The organism is Paenibacillus sp. GQ49, from assembly GCF_059759055.1.
On the sequence record NZ_JCAXEL010000019.1, the window covers coordinates 60,041 to 77,060 of the forward strand.

At 46.4% G+C, this 17,020-nt stretch carries 12 protein-coding genes and 1 pseudogene; 10 read left to right on the forward strand and 3 right to left on the reverse strand.

Features of this window, described 5'->3' with window-relative positions; translation table 11 throughout:
* Window positions 1-4: 4 nt before the first annotated feature.
* Entirely contained in the window at window positions 5-244 is a 240-nt protein-coding gene (locus tag AC6CIF_RS25210) for a hypothetical protein (RefSeq protein ID WP_017688780.1), read from the forward strand.
* 134 nt (window positions 245-378) lie between these two features.
* Here AC6CIF_RS25210 and AC6CIF_RS25215 read toward each other — a convergent pair whose 3' ends face one another.
* Both AC6CIF_RS25215 and AC6CIF_RS25220 read right to left on the reverse strand, forming a co-directional pair.
* Window positions 379-1,152, reverse strand: coding sequence for a M15 family metallopeptidase (locus AC6CIF_RS25215; RefSeq protein WP_498201994.1), 774 nt, complete (start codon window positions 1,150-1,152; stop codon window positions 379-381).
* Window positions 1,153-1,615: 463 nt separating this feature from the next.
* The gene (locus AC6CIF_RS25220) at window positions 1,616-1,978 is read right to left on the reverse strand and encodes an iron-sulfur cluster biosynthesis family protein (protein WP_017688778.1); all 363 of its coding nucleotides are present in this window, start codon (window positions 1,976-1,978) and stop codon (window positions 1,616-1,618) included.
* Window positions 1,979-2,145: 167 nt separating this feature from the next.
* On the opposite strand from AC6CIF_RS25220, the gene AC6CIF_RS25225 reads away from it, so the two are divergent.
* The 7 genes and pseudogenes from AC6CIF_RS25225 to AC6CIF_RS25255 all read left to right on the forward strand — a co-directional run bounded on the left by AC6CIF_RS25225 (window position 2,146) and on the right by AC6CIF_RS25255 (window position 8,925).
* Window positions 2,146-2,730 (forward strand): TetR/AcrR family transcriptional regulator, encoded by a 585-nt coding sequence (locus AC6CIF_RS25225; protein ID WP_498201995.1) that lies wholly within the window; start codon window positions 2,146-2,148, stop codon window positions 2,728-2,730.
* 132 nt (window positions 2,731-2,862) lie between these two features.
* Window positions 2,863-3,309, forward strand: coding sequence for a nuclear transport factor 2 family protein (locus AC6CIF_RS25230; RefSeq protein WP_498201996.1), 447 nt, complete (start codon window positions 2,863-2,865; stop codon window positions 3,307-3,309).
* The gene (locus tag AC6CIF_RS25235; protein WP_498201997.1) at window positions 3,299-4,159 is read left to right on the forward strand and encodes an ergot alkaloid biosynthesis protein; all 861 of its coding nucleotides are present in this window, start codon (window positions 3,299-3,301) and stop codon (window positions 4,157-4,159) included. The genes AC6CIF_RS25230 and AC6CIF_RS25235 overlap by 11 nt, the downstream gene beginning before the upstream one ends.
* A 220-nt stretch (window positions 4,160-4,379) precedes the next feature.
* Window positions 4,380-5,354, forward strand: a complete 975-nt coding sequence (locus AC6CIF_RS25240; RefSeq protein WP_498201998.1) for an ABC transporter ATP-binding protein — start codon at window positions 4,380-4,382, stop codon at window positions 5,352-5,354.
* A pseudogene (gene opuFB / locus AC6CIF_RS25245) lies at window positions 5,347-6,862 on the forward strand (osmoprotectant update ABC transporter permease/substrate-binding subunit OpuFB). Before AC6CIF_RS25240 ends, opuFB begins: the two are co-directional and overlap by 8 nt.
* A gap of 50 nt (window positions 6,863-6,912) precedes the next feature.
* A complete protein-coding gene (locus AC6CIF_RS25250; RefSeq protein WP_498202036.1) occupies window positions 6,913-8,259 on the forward strand; it encodes a dihydrolipoyl dehydrogenase family protein in 1,347 nt (448 codons plus the stop codon).
* Window positions 8,260-8,304: 45 nt separating this feature from the next.
* Entirely contained in the window at window positions 8,305-8,925 is a 621-nt protein-coding gene (locus tag AC6CIF_RS25255; protein WP_235200736.1) for a DUF1349 domain-containing protein, read from the forward strand.
* A 230-nt stretch (window positions 8,926-9,155) separates the two neighbouring features.
* Here AC6CIF_RS25255 and AC6CIF_RS25260 read toward each other — a convergent pair whose 3' ends face one another.
* Window positions 9,156-9,629, reverse strand: a complete 474-nt coding sequence (locus tag AC6CIF_RS25260; RefSeq protein WP_498201999.1) for an SET domain-containing protein — start codon at window positions 9,627-9,629, stop codon at window positions 9,156-9,158.
* A gap of 196 nt (window positions 9,630-9,825) precedes the next feature.
* On the opposite strand from AC6CIF_RS25260, the gene AC6CIF_RS25265 reads away from it, so the two are divergent.
* A complete protein-coding gene (locus tag AC6CIF_RS25265; RefSeq protein WP_017688769.1) occupies window positions 9,826-11,382 on the forward strand; it encodes an ABC-F family ATP-binding cassette domain-containing protein in 1,557 nt (518 codons plus the stop codon).
* A 447-nt stretch (window positions 11,383-11,829) separates the two neighbouring features.
* The gene (locus AC6CIF_RS25270) at window positions 11,830-17,016 is read left to right on the forward strand and encodes an S-layer homology domain-containing protein (RefSeq protein WP_498202000.1); all 5,187 of its coding nucleotides are present in this window, start codon (window positions 11,830-11,832) and stop codon (window positions 17,014-17,016) included.
* The last annotated feature ends 4 nt before the right edge of the window (window positions 17,017-17,020 follow it).

Genomic DNA, 17,020 nt, shown 5'->3' on the forward strand with positions numbered 1-17,020 from the left:
ATTCATGAAAGCATTGATCGCAAGGTATATGGGAGGACATGACCCTCATGAATTTCGGGTATATGTGATCCAATCTTCGACGTTAAAACGTTTTGTAGTCGTGGAGATTATTCTAGGCCCTATCGTGTACAATGTCGCACTTTATTTGTGCCATAATGCAATACTTGCTGGAGTAGGCTCTTGGGCTGGAACAGAAGGTCTGAAGAGACTGCCACTGGTCTTTAGAAAAATCGTTGGGACATAACGAAGTGTGTAAATGAAAGATTGAAGCAGAAGAGGGCCAGTTGCGGCCCCATCTTCTCCTTCAGTCATGTTACCTATAGTCACGCTTCTTTTATCTAATCAAATAACTGTCTAGGTTTTGGGCTCAAACCTGCCTTATTTGGCACGTTCCAAATACTGCTCCAGCGTAAGTTTCTGGTTGGTAATCTCACCAGCAATATATACCCCTACATAACGTACATGCCATGGCTCATAGGAGTAACCAGTCAATTTCTCCTGATCTTTGCCATAACGGATGATGAAGCCGTACTTGTGGGCATTGGCTTTCAGCCATTTGCCTTCTTTGGTATTGCCAAAGCTTTGCTGAAGATCATAACCGGCCGAAGCGCTTGATATATCCATGGCTAGACCCGTTTGATGTTCGCTTTGTCCTGGCCGAGCACTTGTTTTATTGGCAACAGCTTCACCTTTGATGCTGGCATTACGGTCAAAGATCGATTTCTGGGTCGCATAAGAGCGATAGCCAGACACCGCTTTAATATCAATGCCGTCTTTTTTGGCAGCTGCAAATAATTTTTCAATTGCGGTTGCAGCTACTTTACGCATTTGTTTCTTCGGACTGGAACCTGAGAAGCTAAAAGGAATATTAGGTACAACCAAATCTTGAGGTGCATAAGTTGAAGGCAGATTTCTCTTTTTATTGACAAGTACAACCGTACTGGACACATTGGTCACAGTTGCCACATTTTTAATCGTTTTGATCGTACGACCAGGTGCATTATCATGCAGGAATTGAGTGAAGCTGGAGCTTGCCGCAGACGCGACGGGATTCAGGCTTGAAGTGATGGGAAACGTAGTAAATGCAGAACCTGCTACAACAGAGCCTATGAGAATTGTAGATATGATGGATTTACGAGTAAAATGTTTCATGATGTGTGTTCCTCCTCGGAATATATGAATCTATATACCGAGTATACTAGAGGATTATATCCATAGGTTCTCCAATTGTTTCCGAGTTGTAAACAAAGTTTGCTATATAAGTTGAACCAAAGATATTTACACTGGACACTACGATGACAGAACAACCTTCCGATCGCTGTTATCCCCAGATTTTTTTGATTCAATTTTATAATGGTGAAAATCTTGTGATAGCGTATGCTTCCGATGCAGCTTTCTTTCAGAAAGCTTTTAGGCGAACACTTCGTTTCTTCAGGTTCTTTCTGTCCTCTCCGTTTCGTGTAAATGTTTAGTCCATCTTTTATAGAGTCTTTTTTGCAACTCTGATAGAGGCATATAAGGAAAAGAACGTTAAAAAAACCGTTGCATTAGATGCAACGGCTTTTGATGTGAAGAGAGATAATGCTAGATTACTTTAAGTATGCTGGAGACTGTGTTACAACATGCAGGCGTCGGATCCACCGGAGCTTCCCACGGTTACTGCACGGGTGTCACGAACGCGAACGTTAGCGCTGAGCACACCAGAATCACTGCTTAATTTGAAAGAAGGATAATTTTCTTCCGTATCCAGCTTCATGTGTTGTTCTAGGTTCAGCTGCTGCTTCGGATCAACATAGAACGGAACCAGATTGGTTTCAATCTGCGCATCGAGAGCCGCAAGTTCATCAACAATGATAATAGCGATAACTCCGTTACATCCGCAACCTTCCAAGTCATAGATCACTTTGAAATATCCGGGTTGGTCATTCAAGCTTTCCGTCAATCGTTTTGCAGCCAAATCTGTAATTTGAATATACATATAGGTACACTCCTTTATATGTGGTCATGGTTGTAAGTGGTAAAAGAATTCATTCAGCTTCTATTCACATTATACCACTTTGGCAAAAATCAAAGCATTTATTTTCTTGACTGATCAGTCTGGAAAAGGTATTCTTTATTTAATGAATAGGGAGGTGAGGTCTGAGATTGGGAAGAGCCAAGGAGTTTGACACGGAGATCGTTCTAAGAAAAGCAACGTCTGTATTTGGAGCGTACGGTTATGAAGGTACATCTTTGAGCTTACTGCTGAGTGAACTTGGCATTGCGCGGCAAAGCCTGTATGACACCTACGGAACTAAACATGATTTATTTGTCTCTGCTCTTAAATTCTATATTCAGCAGAAGACAGAGGCGGGGATCAGAATATTAGACGAATGTACAAGTGTGAGGCAAGGCGTGACGGAGTTGTTCAACGAAGCGGTTAACGTGTTGACAGACGACGAACGTCGTAATGAATGTTTCATCATTAATAGCGCGGTTGAACAGGCACCACAAAATCACGAAATTGCAGCCTTTATTCAAACCACTAACCAGCAAATGGAAGATGTTTTTCATAGTGCACTGTTACGAGGCCAGAGGAGTGGCGAATTGAGACACGCTGAGGAAGAATTGCCCGGGCTTGCCCGTTTTCTGAATTATTCCCGACTCTCATTGACCTTTACGGCGAAAAGTGGTGCAAGTGCAGAAGCGCTGCGAGATTTTGTACAGATGACCCTAAGGGCAATGGATTAGCGTTTTACATGATTTGAGTAAGAATTCTTTACGTTTTTTTGAAAATGAACGCTTAGGGCGTTTATTTTTTGACTATTATAGACCGATTGGTCTGGAAAAAGAACACCAAACAAACTGAAGGAGGAAATAAGGATGACACAATCTCAGCAGTTGGAAGCGGGCAATAGTATACCGCATCGGATCATGCATGGATTCACTAATTTGCTACTGGAAGGAAAACTAGAACAGTGGTTGGAGCTATATACATCTGAAGCTATCTTCGAATTCCCATATGCACCAGCAGGATATCCTCAGAAACTGGAAGGCAAAGCCGCAATTACGAATCATCTTCATAATCTGCTGGGGATGATTGAAATCCAGCAGTTTTCTGAACCGGTGATCTTGGCTGATTCCACGAAACAACAGTTTGTGGCTGAATTTACTTGTAAAGGGCGTTCATTAGTTACAGGCAAGCCATACAACCAAACATACATCTCTGTAGTGAGCCACTCTAATGGAAAAATTACACATTATAAAGACTATTGGAATCCGACGATCGTACTCGAATCGGACTTAGGAGGAAACAAGCATGATCAATGATAAACCGTTGACACTTATTACCGGAGCTAATGGAAAAACAGGAAGCCGTGTTGCGGCCATACTTCAAAAGCATCAATATCCGGTGCGTTTGGCAGGAAGAACGAAAACATCTCTTTCTGGTTCTGCCGATAATTATGTCTATTTTGATTGGTATGATTCCGAGACATATGCGCCGGCGCTGAAAAATGTGAACCAGGTGTATCTTGTTGTGCCAGTCATGGACATGACCCCAGAAGACGTCATGATTCCGTTCATCAAGGAAGCATTGTGGAACGGCGTTAAGCGATTTGTCTTGCTTGGCAGTGCTTCAATTGATGAGGATGGTCCTATTTTTGGCAAAGTACATCAATATTTAAAAGCCCAAGCTCCTGAGTGGGCTGTATTGCAGCCTTCCTATTTTATGGAGAACTTTACGGAGGGACCGCATCGGGAGACAACGAAACAACTCGGGAAAATATACAGTGCTACGGGTGACGGGAAAATTGGATTTGTTAGTGCAGATGATATCGCGGCAGTTGCGTTCCATGCTCTGACAGATATTGTTCCTCATAATACGGAGCATATCATTACAGGGCCGGAGACGTTGTCCTATGGACAGGTTGCAGACGTCTTGAGCCGTGTACTGGGTCAGTCCATTCAGCATGAATCTTTGTCAGATGATGAATTGAGGAACAGCATGATTCGCGCAGGAATGTCAGAAGAATACGCTGCTGCCCTCGCAGGACTGGATGTGCTTATCCGGGAGGAGGGGAGAGAAGATCAAACGACAGATACGGTGAAAAAATTAACGGGGAATAACCCGATTTCATTCGAGCAATTTATTCAGAATCATATGGAAGTATGGAAATAATGGAAGAAACATTTTCATATTATGAGAAGACGGTGCCTAGTGCCCGTCTTTTTGCATGTCTACCAGCATGTTGACATCGTTGATTCAAATATGGATCTCTCCCTAAGCAGGGACACTACGGAAAACAGTGATTATACGAACACACTTTTGGGGAAATAGATGAAGATGAATGTTAGGGCGTGTCTCAGACACGCCCTAGATAAAGGGGCGAAGAGAGCGAATGATTCAGTTCGAAAATGTATCAAAACAATATCCTGATGGAACAACGGCTTTGCGTCAGGTTAACCTCAACATTAACAAGGGAGAACTGTTTGTCATGATTGGTCCGAGTGGATGTGGCAAAACCACCATGCTCAAAATGATCAATCGCCTGATTGAGCGAACAGATGGAACAGTACGCATTAATGAACGCCCAATCGATGAATACAACATTCACGAATTGCGCTGGAATATCGGATATGTACTGCAACAGATTGCACTATTCCCGCATATGACCATTGCCGAAAATATTGCGGTTGTTCCTGAACTGCGAAAATGGAAGTCAGATCAAATCAAGGAGCGTGTACATACGTTACTGGACATGGTTGGTTTACACGGAGATACATACAGTGAGCGTAAACCGTCCGAGTTATCCGGAGGACAACAGCAGAGAATTGGTGTGTTGCGTGCACTCGCTGCCGATCCCGAGATAGTTTTGATGGATGAACCGTTCAGTGCACTCGATCCAATGAGTCGGGAGAAATTGCAGGACGATATTTTGGATATCCAGCGTCAGATGAAAAAAACAATTGTGTTTGTCACCCATGATATTCAGGAAGCGATGAAGCTGGGGGATCGCATCTGCATTATGAAGGATGGACAGGTTTTGCAGGTAGGCACCCCGGAAGAACTGATCCGACAGCCAGCTAATGATTTCGTACGTGAATTTGTTGGAAGTCCTAACACCGATACGAGTTCACAATCTGATTTTGATCTCGAATCCATCATGTCACCACTCTCACCGGGTCAGGTGCCAAAATCAGCCAAAACTGCCGTTCCTGCATCCATTACGTTAACGGAATTAGTTGATATCATGGCTTCCCATGACCATCTGCTGGTTGAACATAACCGCCAGATTATTGGGGAGATCAGTCGAGTTGATCTGATGAAATACTGGTCTGGTCAGTTACAGGAACGAGGTGAAGGACATGAGTAGATTCACGGAGGTATTCAGTGAGCGCAAAGGTCAGTTGTTGTCTGCTCTGCTGGAACATATTCAGATCTCATTTTATCGCCTTGTTCTTTGCTGTCCTCATCGCTATTCCGCTTGGTATTTACTTGACACGCAAGCCAAAAGTCGCTGAACCGATTATTGGGGTTACGGCTGTGTTGCAGACCATACCTTCCTTGGCGCTTCTCGGATTGCTCATCCCGTTATTCGGCATAGGAACACTTCCTGCAATTATTGCATTGGTGGTGTATGCGCTGCTTCCCGTACTTCGCAACACGTACACAGGCATATCCGAAGTTGATCCTTCCATGGTGGAAGCAGCGAATGCGATGGGCATGAATAGTTGGCAACGTCTAATCAAAGTGGAACTGCCACTGGCGATGCCTGTTATTATGGCCGGAATTCGGACCGCTATGGTGCTTATTGTAGGAACGGCGACACTTGCTGCTTTGATCGGCGCAGGAGGTTTGGGTGCATTAATTTTGCTGGGCATTGATCGGAACGATACGGCATTGATCATCCTTGGAGCCATTCCGGCCGCCTTGCTGGCGATTTTGTTTGATGTACTATTACGTCAGTTCCAGCGGTTATCCTTTAAGAAAACATTGGTTACCCTTGGTTCGCTGGCAATAATCGCGATACTTGTGATTACCATTCCCTTCGTGGCACGTGGTGGACAGAAGGATCTCGTCATTTCCGGGAAATTAGGGGCGGAACCCGAAATTCTCATTAATATGTACAAATTGCTGATTGAAAAAGATACAGACCTGACGGTTGAACTAAAACCCGGGTTAGGCAAAACACCATTCCTTTTCAATGCACTCAAGTCGGGTGATATTGACATCTATCCCGAATTCACCGGGACAGCGATCTCCGAATTTATGAAGGAAACGGCTGTGAGTACGGATCGAACAGAGGTCTACGAACAAGCAAGAGACGGAATGTTAAGCCAGTTCAACATGGTGCTGCTGAACCCAATGGATTACAACAATACGTATACGTTGGCCGTTCCAAAGAGCATCGCAGATCAATACAATCTCAAGACCATTTCGGATCTCAAACCGGTTGAGCAGCAGATCAAAGCAGGATTCACACTTGAATTCTCGGATCGGGAAGACGGATACCTTGGCATTCAGAAAAAGTATGGGATTGAATTCCCAAACGTTGCAACAATGGAACCAAAGCTTCGCTATGGTGCTCTTCAGCGCGGAGATATTAATCTCGTTGATGCTTACTCCACAGACAGTGAGTTGAGACAATATGAACTCGTTGTGCTGGAGGATGACCAGGAATTGTTCCCGCCGTATCAAGGTGCGCCGATGCTTCGTCAAGAAACGGCAGATCAATATCCACAACTGGTTGAGGTGCTGAATCAGCTTGCTGGAAAAATTACGGATGACGAGATGCGTCAGATGAACTATGACGTGAATGTAGAGGGAGCGAATCCTGAACAGGTTGCAGCAGAGTACCTTAAACAGGCTGGATTGCTGTAACTTCAGGCATCCCTGCAATAGATGTACCAAAAGGATGAGGAGGAACCATGATGACACAAGAAACGTATGACTTGATTGCGATTGGCACAGGAAGCGCGGCAAGCTCTGTAATCACCCGTTGCGCTGAAGCTGGCTGGAGAGTTGCTGTAATTGATGAACGTGAGTTCGGCGGAACGTGTGCACTGCGCGGCTGTGATCCCAAAAAAGTGCTGGCTGGAGCAGCTGAGCTGATAGACTGGAATGAACGGATGCAAGGGAAAGGAATTCTGGGACAGGCGACCATCAACTGGTCTGAACTTATAGCTTTTAAACGCACCTTTACCGAGAGCATACCTAGAGCAAGTGAAGATCAATTCAAACAGGCCGGAATGGATACGTTCCATGGTAAAGCTTCATTTGTCGATGAAAATCATATTCGAGTTGGTGAAGAAGTTCTCCATGGGAAACACATCCTGATTGCTACCGGTGCAAGACCTGCGCCACTTGAGATTGAGGGCTCGGAGCATCTTATATATAGTGATGACTTTCTGGATCTGGAACAGCTGCCGGATCGTTTAGTGCTGGTAGGCGGTGGATACATTGCATTTGAGTTTGCACATATTGCGGCCAGAGCCGGGACGGAAGTCCATATCCTGCATCGGAGTGAGCAGCCCCTGAAATCGTTTGATGCAGATCTGGTAGAATCTTTGTTGCAAAAATCGAAAGAGATCGGTATTCATGTTCACTTGAACGCGGAGGTGAAGTCCATACGGCAAGAGGGGAACGCCTATGTCGTTCATGGCACACGTAATGGTGCAGATCACAAGTGGCAGTGCGGACTTGTGGTACATGGAGCAGGGCGCATTCCCAATGTGGATGGGCTGGAATTGGAGAAAGCCAACGTCAGCTACAGCAAAAAGGGGATTACGGTGAACGAGTACTTGCAAAGTGAAAGTAATCCAAGAGTGTATGCTGCTGGCGATGTAACGGATACAAAAGGGTTGCCTTTAACCCCGTTAGCAGGCCAGGAATCCCGGGCTGTATCGTTCAATTTGTTGGAGGGAAATCAACACAAACCTAATTATAAAGTGATGCCTTCCATTGTGTTTACTGTCCCTGCCCTTGGAGCTGTAGGTATGAGCACGGAACAAGCCAAGAAAGAGGGCTATGAGGTGCAGGTAAATGATATGTCGAAATGGTATACTTACAAGCGAACTCATGAAAAATTTGCCATGGCCAAAGTGGTGATCGACAAATCAACCGGGCGTATTCTGGGTGCGCATGTGCTCGGGAGCAAAACAGAAGAATTGATCAACCTTTTTGCAATGGCGATTCAGTTCAATCTGACTATCGATCAGTTAAACACCATGAATTTTGCATATCCTACTGCTGCATCGGACCTGGGTTCTTTAATTTAGAAGTGATGAAGTGAGGATGAACTCCCCTTTGGGACGGAAGGAAGGATGAAAACAACGATGTCATCGGATTTTATTGGGCTTCATGAAGGCAAATGGACGAAGGAACCCGTTGCTGCACGGATGGATGGGGATCGTTTCGTTGTGGAAGCTCGGGAAGGCAGTGACTTCTGGGAGAACACATTCTATGGGTTCTGTCATCGGGATGGACATGCCATGCTTGCTCCATGGGACGGAACGGAAGCGATTGAGGTATCGTTTGATCTAAGCTCATTCACCGAATTATATGATCAGGCGGGACTAATGTTATGGTATGGAGAAGACCAATGGATCAAGGCTGGAGTTGAGGTTAATGATGGCGTGGCACATGTTGGAGCCGTCGTGACGGATACGTATTCCGATTGGTCACTCTCTCCTGTGCCAGAGTGGGGTGGACGAATCGTAACAATCAGAGCCTCCTACAGTAATGAGGCTGTTGTCATTCGTGCACGCACAGATGAGCATCCTTGGCGTACGATTCGGGTTGCACGGTTTGCCTATCCAACGAACAAACACGCCGGTCCATTTCTGTGTTCACCAAAGCGTGCAGGGTTCGAGGTAGCCTTTACCAAGTGGAGATCCACGACACCCGATCAAGACTTGCATACAGATCCGCCGATTACAGATTAAAACAAGTTAAGATGCACTATAAACCATGAAACATGAACAGGTGTATCTGGCTTAGAAAGCAAGACAACATGAATAAGCAAGTCTTCCACTAACGGAGGACTTGCTTATTTGTGTGTTTAAACTTTGGACTGTGAAGAGTCTCCAGTTACTCATTTCATCATTCACCGGGTTCAGTGAGTTCTTTTCGCACATACAATAGAGTGCTTGCGAACTTTACTTGAGTTTAACGTTTATTTACTCGTGTCCGTATCCAGGGACTGGGGTTCGGTCTCTTTTTCAACCTCATCATCATTGGACTTATTGAACTCCAGCATACGCTCCTCGTAATCGTCCAGGAACCATAACGGGTCCATACTGTCTTCCTCACCGTTGTAATTGATCACGATTTCGTCGCCAGCTTTGATGTCTGTATACGCGTAGAAGTCAAAGGTGTGGTTATCAAAATTGATATCATAAGTAGCGTTAGGTTCATAGGAGTGGTTGATCAGACTTCCGTAGCCGAGCAGAATCGCGGTATGATTCGCCCCATATTCGAACACATAATCTTCCAAAATCGTTTTTTCGACATGCTCATGGTCTTCATTTGGGTAAGGCACAACGGGTGCCTGATGGATAAGCGTTCCTTTGGCAATATCCACGGTAGCAAATACCCCGCGGTTAAACTCACCACCATCACCCAACTTGGATTGTTTCACTTCAATCATATTGTTCACCTGATGCTCTTCGAAGAGCTCCGTTCTATATAATAGTAATTCGTTAAGGCAAAATTTTAACCCATACTTTCATATAAGGCAAATTTCAGACAAAAAGATGCAATATTTTTAATATGGCGTTGAGTTGTGCAGGATATAACGCTTATAATATACAAAGAATTAAGTCTATATAGAAAAGGTGTCATGAATGAGCATATTAAATGTAGAAAAATTAAGTCACGGTTTTGGTGACCGTGCTATCTTTAACGACGTTTCATTCCGCCTCTTGAAGGGCGAACATATTGGTCTGATCGGGGCCAATGGTGAAGGTAAATCCACCTTCATGAACATTATTACAGGAAAACTTCAGCCGGATGAAGGCAAGGTGGAGTGGTCCAAACGGATGCGTGTTGGTTATCTGGACCAGCATGCTGTATTGAACAAAGGCCAATCAATCCGTGACGTACTTCGTGGCGCGTTCCAGTATTTGTTTGACATGGAACAGGAAATGAATGATATGTATGGCAAAATGGGCGATGTTACCCCGGAGGAACTTGAACAACTACTTGAAGACGTGGGTACGATTCAGGATACGCTGACAAACCAGGATTTCTACATGATTGACGCCAAAGTGGATGAAACCGCACGTGGTCTGGGTCTGACGGATATCGGTCTGGATAAAGACGTCAATGACCTGAGTGGTGGACAGCGTACCAAAGTCCTGCTTGCCAAGTTGCTGCTGGAAAAACCAGATATTTTGCTCCTCGATGAGCCTACGAACTATCTGGATGAATTGCATATCGAATGGCTAAAACGTTATTTGCAGGAATATGAGAATGCATTTATCCTCATTTCTCACGATATTCCGTTCTTGAACAGTGTTATCAACTTGATCTATCACATGGAGAACCAGAATCTAACTCGTTATGTGGGCGATTATGATCACTTCCAGGAAGTGCATGAGATGAGAAAACAGCAGTTGGAGTCGGCGTACAAGCGCCAACAACAAGAAATTGCTGACCTCAAGGATTTTGTAGCGCGTAACAAAGCAAGTGTAGCTACACGTAATATGGCGATGTCCAGACAGAAGAAACTCGACAAGATGGATGTCATCGAGATCGCCAAGGAGAAACCGAAACCGCAGTTCAACTTCCGTGATGCAAGAACATCTGGCAAGCTCATTTTCGAAACCAAAGGTCTTGTAATTGGATACAACGAACCGTTGTCCAGACCACTGGATCTGCGTATGGAGCGCGGACAGAAGATTGCCCTTGTTGGTGCGAACGGAATCGGTAAAACAACTCTGATGCGCAGTATTCTGGGTGAAATTCAAGCTCTGGAAGGAACCGTTCAACGTGGTGAACATCTGGAGATTGGTTACTTCCAGCAAGAGATGAAGGATGCCAACTACAATACATGTATTGAAGAGATCTGGCAGGAGTTCCCTTCCTATACCCAATTCGAGGTGCGTGCTGCACTTGCAAAATGTGGTTTGACTACAAAACACATTGAGAGCAAGGTAGCTGTACTAAGTGGTGGCGAGAAGGCCAAAGTGCGTCTCTGTAAGCTTATCAATAATGAAACCAACCTGCTTGTGCTCGATGAGCCGACGAACCATCTGGACGTTGATGCCAAGGAAGAGTTGAAACGTGCGCTCAAGGCTTACAAAGGCAGTATTCTTCTAATCTCCCACGAACCGGAATTCTACCGTGATGTCGTTACGGAGACGTGGAACTGTGAGTCGTGGACAACAAAAGTATTTTAAATAGAGGTTGTTCAAAAATCACGGATTAATAATACGTGCGAGCTTGCGAACAAGCTCGAAGCGTGAGAAAAGGCGCGAATTTTGCTTGCAAAACAAGCAGAACTCGCGCCTTTTTTGCGTGGTTTTAACGAAAAATGTTTGAGCTCAATTCACAGTTGACAGCTTGAATAAGGCAATAATATAATTCAGGAAAGCGGTTACATTTATATATTAAAAACCTGTTTCACTGCATAGGGGCAAAGAAAACACGGTATTCCGTATGGGTATCATTGCACTTAGAAGGGAAGACGGGTCTTTTTTTACACTCAAATGAAACCGGTTTCATTAAAATAAGGAGGTGGACAAGAGCTCGTTACTGACCACTGGTTGCTGAGGATAAGCTGAACAACAACACCGCGCTTTCAAGAAACATGCTTTCATCTTTCACGCCAAAGGAGAGAATGAACATTGGATAAACTCAGGAAACCCATGATATTTATGTTATCAGCAACACTTGCGCTGTCTTCGGGACCGTTGATGCTGCCGAGTAAGGCGTATGCCGATCTGAGCAGTATACCCGCCACATTGTTGCAGGACGATTTTTCGGATGGGAATTTCACGGAATCACCCGCGTGGAACGTAAGCTCAGGCAACTGGGAAGTGTTTGCTGACCCGACAGATGCGTCCAACTTTACGCTTTTCCAGAGCGATACCAATGAAGGCATTATCTCTACTGGAGACTCCATGTCGGACATGACCGTGTCCATGCGCTTTTACACGGGAGCCGGTCAGGGGTATCCGGGAATATTGCCGCGGTTTCAGGATAAGAGCAACTTTTACTATTTTCAGATGCAAGTTCCTAGTAATAAACTCGTTTTCTCCAAACGGGTGAACGGATCAGACACAACTTTGAACACGGTGGACTATGCGTTTGCCCAAAATACATGGTACACACTTAAAGTGGTGTTATCAGGTACCACCATTCGCGGGTATATCGCGGAAAACGGCTCCGATCAGTTGGTATTTGATCTGGTCGATACTACATACGGGTCAGGTACCGTGGGCATTCGGAATAAGTGGCAGTCGGTACATGCAGATGACGTGATCATTGCGGAGCAACCGCCTGAGAACGATATTCAGCTCTCTATTGCTGAGCAGACGGCGTCTTCGGTTTCACTGCAATGGTCTGAAATCGCGGGAGCATCAGCCTATCGCTTGTATCGTTCCTCTTCGCCTGAAGGCAGCTATTCCCTGGTAACCAATACCGGGACTTTGGGACACACGGATGAAGGATTAAGCGGAGATACGGTGTATTATTACAGGCTCGCTTATGAATACGGAGGCCTAACCGAATCATTATGGACTGCTCCGCTGGAAGTTCGGACGACTGCATCGGCACCACAGGCTCCTGGCGAATTAAAGGCCGAAGCACTCAACGCAACGAGCGTGAAGCTATCTTGGTCCGCCGTGGACAAGTCAACTGGTTATCGCGTGATTCGAGCCAAAGCTGGCAGTGAGCAATACGAGCAAATCTATGAAGGTAAAGGGCTCACATTCACGGATAATGCACTTGAGCCGGGCAACAGCTACAACTATCGCGTAACAGCCTATAACGTAGCTGGGGAGTCAGCATTCACTGTTGCAGAAGCCACGACATACTCCATTGACTCTCCAGCAGAGTTCGCTGCCACAGCTGTGACGGACACATCAATCTCTCTGGGGTGGAATGTCCTGCCTGGATCTGATGTAACGTATACCGTGTCCCGTGCAACCAGTGCTACGGGTACGTATCAGCAGGTCTATAGCGGCAATGAAAACACATTTAACGATGGCGGTCTGATGATGGGCACAGGATATTTTTATATCATCCAGGCGACCGTGGACGGCGTAACTTCTCCAGCATCCGCACCGCTGGGTGTTGCCACAGTTCGCACAAGCATTACACCAGGGCAATTGTGGCCAGATCTGGACGGTAAGCCGATTGATGCGCATGGAGCAGGCTTTTTCTATGATGAACAGACGGAGATGTATTACTGGTATGGTGAATACCACACAGGCGGCTGGCCAGCGGTTGGTGTGCGTGTGTATTCATCCAAGGATCTGATGAACTGGACGGACCGAGGCATGGCTCTAACGACACTTCAATCCATGGATGATTTTGACAATGACCCGTTGATCTCCAAATTGTATGCGGGGCGTGAAGACCGCGTGGATATCTGGGCAGATATCCGCAAAGGACGGATTATTGAACGACCAAAGGTCATCTACAACGACAAAACAAAGAAATACGTGATGTGGGCCCACATGGACGGCGATAAGGACCCCTATAACGATAATGCGAATTACGGTAAGGCGCGGGCTGGTTATGCGATCAGCGACTCTCCAACAGGGCCTTTTGTGTATCAGAAGAGTTACCGGATGGACAGAGCTCCCGAAGGAGAGAAAGATTTCTTCCCAAGCGATAAGGGCATGGCCCGTGACATGACGTTGTTCAAGGACGGTGACGGTACCGGTTATCTGATCTACTCCAGCGAAGAAAACCTGACGCTGTATATCTCCAAACTGAATGAAGACTACAGTGACGTAACAGGGTGGCATAAGGAAGGACGAACGGATGACAAAGGCAATCCGGTACGAGATTCCACCTATCAGGCGGAATACGGCGTAGATTACGTGCGAGTGTTTCCGGGAGGGCAACGTGAAGCACCGGCGATGTTTAAGTATCAGGAGAAATATTATATTTTGACTTCCGGAGCTTCCGGTTGGGCCCCTAACGAAAACAAAGTGACGGTTGCGGACAACATCTTTGGCCCGTGGTCAACGCAGACCAATCCGTTCGTGCGTACGTTGCCAACCGATCCCGATCCAGGCAAGGCATTTGGCACACAGACCACTTCCGTCATTCCGGTCGATCCTGAAAAAGGCAAGTTCATTTACGTGGGGGATACGTGGAATGGTGGCAACTTCTCGAATGATGCTGCAAAATACGTGTTCTTGCCAATTGAGTTTGGAATAGGCTCGGATATCGCGATCAAGTGGTATAACAGCTGGACACCTGATCTGCTGAATTCGATGGGCAAGGTTGATATCGCTGATCCGTTGCCAGAATCCGTGGCGCTGGGCAAAGTACCATCCTTGCCATCAACATTGAATGTGCGCGAGGGTGGAGCACTGGTATCAACGCCAGCAGTATGGACGATTGATAACCGGGCCATGACGGCAGAAGATTTTGCCAAGCCAGGGCCGCTCACATTACAGGTAACCACACCGGAATATAACAACAAAAAGCAGGCAGTTCGCGTAAACGTCATCCCGGAAAACACACTCTATTTCGTGAATAGCGGAGGTTACGAAACGGCTGATTATAGTCTCATGGGTGCCTATATGAAAGGAACACTTGCCAACCCGGGAACGGCAGACCAGATGTACGCTCCGGTGGAGGGTCGCAATTGGGGGTATACCAGCGCAGATGCACTGTCATCTGGTTCAAATGGCGGAGATATATTCTCGACCGTACGTTATCTGAACGGTGGCAATGTCAGCAATTCACCTAAAGGCACGGACTTAACCTATAGATTTGATGTGCCAAACGGGACATATGATGTGTACGCCGGATTCAACGATCCGTGGACCAATACATCGCGCAGAGCAAATTTCATCATCAATGGCACCAATACCGGTGCAGTTACTTTTACGCCTGCTAGCGTTAGAGCCGACAAAGGCATCAGCGTGTCGGACAACAAGCTGGAGTTGACCGTGCGTAATACGGCATCGCAGGACCCGATGATTAGTTGGATTATGATCGTTAAACCTGACGCCGTACCACCTGCAAATGATAGTGCTGGCCTTCATGCTGATGCGTTGGATTCAACGAGCGCAACGCTTCGCTGGGATGCTCATCTTGGTGCAGCAAGCTACAAGCTCTACCGCTCAGATCGTGAGCAAGGAGAGTATAAGGTGGTCTACAGCGGCAATGGACGGGAGTACACGGACAGTGAACTGAACCCCGGCACGGAATATTATTACAAAGTGGAAGCTTTTGATGCGACGGGACAATCCTTGAGAGGTGTATCTTCCGCTTATCAGGTGCACACGGCTCAGCAGAGCGCTGCCGATGTAGCAACAGGGATTACGGCACTGGAACAGCCTTCTGCAGGTGCAAAAAAACTGAAGTTACCATCCGTGCCACAAGGGTTCACGGTGAAGATCGCTTCCAGTTCGGTACCGTCCGTCATTCATACCGATGGAACGATTGTCCCGCCATCTAAGGAAACAACAGTAACACTGGAGTTGGAAATTACTCGAACTTCTGACGACAGTAAAGCCCTTACTATACCGTTGACAGTGAAGGTGCCGGCATCTGTTACTTCCCCTGGAGGCACGGACCCTGGTTCGGGCGGTAATACAGGCGGCAATTCCGGTGGAAATTCAGGAAATGGTAACCCAAGTGCAGAGAATGCGGTACCACAACCTAAACCGGAGAAGGACCGTTCTGTTCTGGAGTTGCAGGGACAGTCCGACCAGAAGGGTGTAGTGCAGTCCAATGTAGATGTTTCAACGATTAAAGAGGCTTTTAAAGTTGCCCCCTCAATAGATGCGGGTCAGCGCTTGGTTGAACTTCGGCTGAAGCCGGTTTCGGGAGCAACGGCATATGAAGTATCTCTGCCTGCCTCTGCGTTAATAGATCAGGGTGAGTCACATGTGTTCAACATTGTTACAGAGCTGGGGATTTTGGAGCTCCCTGCGACACTGTTAACGCAGGATATCGTTGGTGATGGGGTTGCATCAATCCGATTGGTCAGAACGGAGTTACCAAAAACAGTCGCAGATCAGCTTGGCACGAAATATGGAGTCCAGCTTGAACTTCAACTGGATGGTCAACCATGGCCATCGGAAAGCGAGTTGATAGTTCGTCTGCCTTACCAATCATCACAAAATGCTCAGCAGGATCGGATTGTAGCATTTGCCATTGGTGCGAACGGTGTGGCAACCCCGTTGCCGCAAAGTTACTACGATCCAAAAAGCGGGCAGCTTGTATTTTCCGTAACATCACTCACAGGAAATTATGCTGTTGTGCCTGTAGAGCAGACATTTGCAGACCTTGTAGAAGTGCAGTGGGCCAAGAAAGCAATGGAGGCTTTGGCTGTCAGAGGTGTAATTGATGCAGAGTTAAGCGGTGATTCCACGCAGTTACATCCAAAACAGGAGATGACCCGCGGCCAATACATGCAATGGTTGATGACTGCGCTGGGTTTGAATGCTTCTTCCGTGAATGCGTTCTCTGATGTAAGCGAAAAGGCTCCGTACTACGAAGCAGTTACAGCTGCGCGTTCGCTAGGTATCACCAGTGGTACCGGTGACGGGCGCTTCTTGCCAGAGTCCACGATCACTCGTCAAGAGATGATGACATTGACAGTTCGGGCACTTGCAGCGGCTGAGCTGGTTGACTCCGAGAAGACTGGAACAGATAACCTTACTCGTTTCCGTGACGCTTCCGAGATTCGCTCTTATGCCCGGGATAGTGTGGCATTACTTGTAGAACTGGGCATCGCCCGCGGGTACAACGGTGAGGTGAAACCACTTGCCGAAGCGACCCGAGCCGAATCGGCTACGTTGTTATATGCGATGATGAGCAAACTGGTATGGCAGAAATGATGAT